The sequence below is a fragment of the Kitasatospora sp. NPDC051164 genome (assembly GCF_044455625.1).
Classification (GTDB): Bacteria; Actinomycetota; Actinomycetes; order Streptomycetales; family Streptomycetaceae; genus Kitasatospora.
In genome coordinates this window covers 1-4,786 of sequence record NZ_JBITFB010000105.1, presented here as the reverse complement: position 1 = coordinate 4,786, position 4,786 = coordinate 1, and the positions used below count along the sequence as shown (strand labels likewise).

1 protein-coding gene and 1 pseudogene are annotated in these 4,786 nt (G+C 73.0%); both read right to left on the bottom strand.

Features of this window, described 5'->3' with window-relative positions; all coding sequences use genetic code 11:
* Window positions 1–4,303: pseudogene (locus ACIBEC_RS47575) on the bottom strand (type I polyketide synthase); the annotation flags it as partial.
* Between the two features lie 101 nt (window positions 4,304–4,404).
* Window positions 4,405–4,786, bottom strand: a 382-nt coding sequence (locus ACIBEC_RS47570; protein ID WP_360510224.1) for a phosphopantetheine-binding protein, incomplete at its 5' end; no start/stop codon positions are given.

Here is a 4,786-nt window from a genome sequence, read left to right as displayed (position 1 = left end):
GCTCCGCCGCCAACTCCACCGCACCCGGAGCCTCTTCGCCACGACGCGACACCAACAACAGACGACGAGCCCCGTACTCCACCACCAGATGACGGGCCACCTGCCGACCGAGCGAACCCGTCGCACCCGTCAGCAACACCGTCCCCGCAGGGTCCAACGCCCGCAGACCCACGGCCGGGGAGTCCGTCCCGGCGACCCGCATCAGCCGCCGGGCGAGGGCCTCGCCGGCGCGCAGGGCGAGGTCGGGCTCCTCGGCGTCGAGTGCATTCGGCAGGGCCTGCAGCGAGGCCGGGTCCTCGTCCAGGTCGATCAGGGTGATCCGGCCCGGGTTCTCCGACTGCGCCGAGCGCAGCAGGCCGTGCATCGCGGCGCCCGCCAGGTCCTTGCCGGAACTCGCGCCCCAGGTGACCACCACCAGGCGGGAGTTCGCCCACACGTCCGCTGCCAGCCACTCCTGCAGCAGCGCCAGGGTGTTCCGGACAGCCGCATGCGCGGCGGCCACCGGATCGGGGCCGAGCACAGTGGGGACCGGGAGCACCAGGATGTCGGGGACGGCTTCGGCCGTAGCCACCGCAGCCAGACCGGCGAAGCGGACCGCAGCGGGCAGGCCCAGCCCGTCCTCACCCAGCACCCCGATCGACGCGGTCGACGCGGAGGACGGCAGGACCACCGGCAGCCACTCGGGGCGGAACAGCGAATCCTGCCGGCCCCCCGCCAACTGCTCAGGGGCGAAGGGCCGCAGGATCAGGGTGCCGACCTCGGCCACCGGCCGGCCCGTGCCGTCCGCCACGGCCAGCGACACGCCATCGGCGCCGACCGCGCCGATCCGTACGCGCAGCTCGGTCGCGCCGGCGGCGAACAGGGACACGCCCGACCAGGAGAACGGCAGCCGCCCCTGGCCGGTGTCCTCCAGCACCCGGCCCGCGCCGACCGCGTGCAGCGCAGCGTCGAGCAGTGCAGGATGCAGACCGAACGATGTCGCCTCGGCCCGAACGTCCTCCGGCAGCGCCACCTCGGCGAAGATCTCGCCGTCCCGCCGCCACGCCGCCCGCAGGCCCTGGAACACCGGCCCGTACGCGAACCCGGCCGTGGCGAAGGCCTCGTATACCCCGTCCACCGCGAGCGGCTCGGCACCGGCCGGCGGCCACTCGGCCAGGTCGAATGCGGCAGACGTACTCCCGCCGGTCGCAAGCACACCGGCAGCGTGGCGCGACCACGGCTCGTCCAGCGGTGCATCCTCCGGCCGGGAGAAGACCGCCACCGACCGGCGGCCGGAGTCGTCCGGGACGCCGACGGAGAGCTGCACCTGCACGGCACCGCGCGGCGGAAGCACCAGCGGCGCCTCCAGGGTCAGTTCCTCCAGCAGACCGCACCCGACCTGGTCACCGGCCCGGACCGCCAGCTCGACGAACGCCGTGCCGGGCAGCAGCACGCTGCCGGCCACGGCGTGGTCCGCCAGCCACGGGTGGGCGTCCAACGACAGCCGCCCGGTGAACACATGGCCGTCCGCGTCGGCGAGCGCCAACGAGGCACCGAGAAGCGGGTGGTCGGCCGCCCCGAGGCCGGCGGACACCACGTCCCCCACGAACCCGCGCAGCGGCCGCGGCCAGAAGTACTCGTGCTGGAAGGCGTAGGTGGGCAGGTCCACCCGGCGGGCACCCGTGCCCGCGAACACCGCCTGCCAGTCCAACTTCGCACCGAGCACGTGGAGTTGGCCGAGCGCGGTGGTGAAACTCTCCGGCTCGGGGCGGTCGCGGCGCAGGGCGGGGGTGAGAACGGCGTCGGTGTCCTCCGCGAGGCAGTGCTGCGCCATCGCGCTGAGCGTGCCGTCCGGGCCCAGCTCCAGGAACGCCCGGACGCCTTCACCCTCCAGCACGTGCACCGCGTCAGCGAAGCGGACGGCCTCGCGAACGTGCCGCACCCAGTACTCGGGGTCGGTCAACTCGGCCGACACGAGCGAACCGGTCAGCGTCGACACGATCGGGACCCGCGGCTCCGCGAAAACCACCTCGCCAGCCACCGCACGGAACTCCGCCAGCATGCCGTCCATCAGCGGCGAATGGAACGCATGACTGACGGTGAGCCGCCTCGTCCGGCAGCCGTCGGCCGCCAGCTTCTCCGCGACATCCAGAACGGCCTGTTCGGTGCCAGAGATCACCACGGACGCCGGCCCGTTGACGGCAGCGATGCCCACACCGTCGGTGAGCAGCGGCAGCACGTCGGCCTCCGTCGCCTGGACGGCCACCATCGCGCCGCCACGCGGCAACGCCTGCATCAGCCGGCCGCGCGCCGCCACCAGCAGGCACGCGTCCGCCAGCGAGAACACACCCGCCACATGCGCCGCGGCCAACTCACCGATCGAGTGCCCCGCCAGGAAGTCAGGCCGCACACCCCACGACTCCACCAGCCGGAACAGCGCCACCTCCAGTGCGAACAGCGCCGGCTGCGTGAACCCGGTCTCGTTGATCAGCTCCGCATCCGCGACCGCCTCGCGCAGCGGACGGTCCAACAGCGGGTCCAGTTCAGCGCACACCGCGTCGAACGCCGCCGCGAACACCGGGTAGGAGGCATACAACTCGAAGCCCATCCCGACCCGCTGACTGCCCTGCCCCGCGAACAGGAATGCCGCACGCCCGCCCGTCCCCGCAACCCCACGAACCCCTGCCGAGCCGCCCTCGGCCAGCGCCTCCAGACCGGCCAGCAACTGCGCCCGGTCATCACCGACCAGCGCCGCCCGCTGCTCGAACGCCGAACGGGCCGTCGCCAGCGTGAACGCCACATCGGTCAGCGCCAGACCCGGATCGGCCGCCAGCCGCCGCGCCAACCGACCGGCCTGCTCCCGCAGAGCCTGCTCGGTACGGCCCGACAGCACCACCGGCACCGGCCCAGACACAGCGGGCACGTCCACCGCGGGCACGTCCACCGCGGGCCCATCCACCGCATCGGGAAGCGCCTCCATCGCCGGCGCCTGCTCCAGGATGATGTGGGCATTGGTGCCGCTGAAGCCGAACGAGGAGACCGCCGACCGGCGCGGTTCGCCGGTCTCAGGCCACTCCTGCGCCTCGCTGAGGAGTTCGACGGCCCCTGCGGTCCAGTCGACGTGCGAGGACGGCTCGCCCACGTGCAGGCTCTTCGGCAGCACTCCCTGCTGCATCGCCATGACCATCTTGATCACACCGGCCGCACCGGCCGCCGCCTGGGTGTGGCCCAGGTTCGACTTCACCGAGCCCAGCTTCAGCGGGCGTCCGCCCGGGCGGCCCTGGCCGTAGGTGGCGAGCAGGGCCTGTGCCTCGATCGGGTCGCCGAGCGAGGTGCCCGTGCCGTGCGCCTCGACCGCATCGACCTGGTCGCCGGTGAGCCCGGCGTTGCCGAGCGCCTGCCTGATCACCCGCTGCTGCGACGGGCCGTTCGGCGCGGTCAGGCCGTTCGAGGCGCCGTCCTGGTTGACCGCCGACCCGCGGACCACGCCGAGCACCCGGTGGCCGTTGGCGAGCGCGTCCGACAGCCGCTCGACCAGGATCATGCCGACGCCCTCGCCCCAGCCGGTGCCGTCCGCGTCGTCCGAGAACGCCTTGCAACGGCCGTCGGCGGCCAGGCCGCGCTGGCGGCTGAACTCCACGAACGTGCCCGGCGTCAGCATCACGGTCACACCGCCGGCCAGCGCCAGCGTCGACTCGCCGGTGCGCAACGACTGACAGGCCAGGTGCAGCGCCACCAAGGACGAGGAGCAAGCCGTGTCGATCGTGACGGCGGGTCCCTCCAGCCCCAGCGTGTACGAGACCCGGCCGGACGCGATGCTGCCCGAGGTGCCCGTCCCGATCTGGCCCTCGGCTCCCTCCACCGACTGCTGGAGCAGCATGCCGTAGTCGTTGTACATCACGCCGACGAACACACCGGTCCGGCTGCCGCGCAGGCTCACCGGATCGATGCCGGCCCGCTCGAACGCCTCCCAGGAGGTCTCCAGCAGCAGCCGCTGCTGCGGGTCCATCGACATCGCCTCACGCGGGCTGATGCCGAAGAACGCCGGGTCGAACTCCCCCGCCCGGTGCAGGAATCCGCCTTCCCGGGCATAGGAGGTGCCCGGGTGATCGGGGTCGGGGTGGTACAGGTTCTCCACGTCCCAGCCGCGGTCCTCCGGGAAGGGGGACACGGCGTCCCGCCCGTCGGCGACCAGGCGCCACAGGTCCTCCGGCGACTCGATCCCGCCCGGGAAGCGGCAGGCCATGCCGACGATGGCGATCGGCTCGTGCTCGCCGTCCTCCATCTCCTTCAGCCGTCGGCGTGTCTCGTGGAGGTCCGCCGTGACGCGCTTGAGGAAGTACCGGAGCTTGTCCTCGGCCGCCTGGTCTGCCGGCATGTCGGGTCACCTTTCAGGATGGTGCGGTGGGTCGGGCGGTGGCGGGGTCAGGAGATGCCGAATTCCTTGCCGATGAAGTCGAAGAGGTCGTCATCGGTGGCCTCCGCGAGCTCCTCGGTGACGGCGGCGTTCTCGGCCGGGGCAGCCTGCTGGTCGTTCCACCGGGTGAGCAGTGACTGGAGCCGGTGGGCGACCCTCAGGTGGCCCTCGTCGTCAGCCGGTGTCCCGACCAGCGCGGCCTCCAGCCGGTCCAGCTCGGCCAGCAGCGGCAGGACGGCCGCCGCCGGGTCGGGCACGGCCTCCGCCCGCAGCAGCGCCACCAGGGCCGCCGGAGTCGGGTAGTCGAAGACGAGGGTGGCGGGCAGCCGCAGGCCCGTGACGCCGTTGAGGCGGTTCCGCAGCTCGACGGCGGTCAGCGAGTCGAACCCG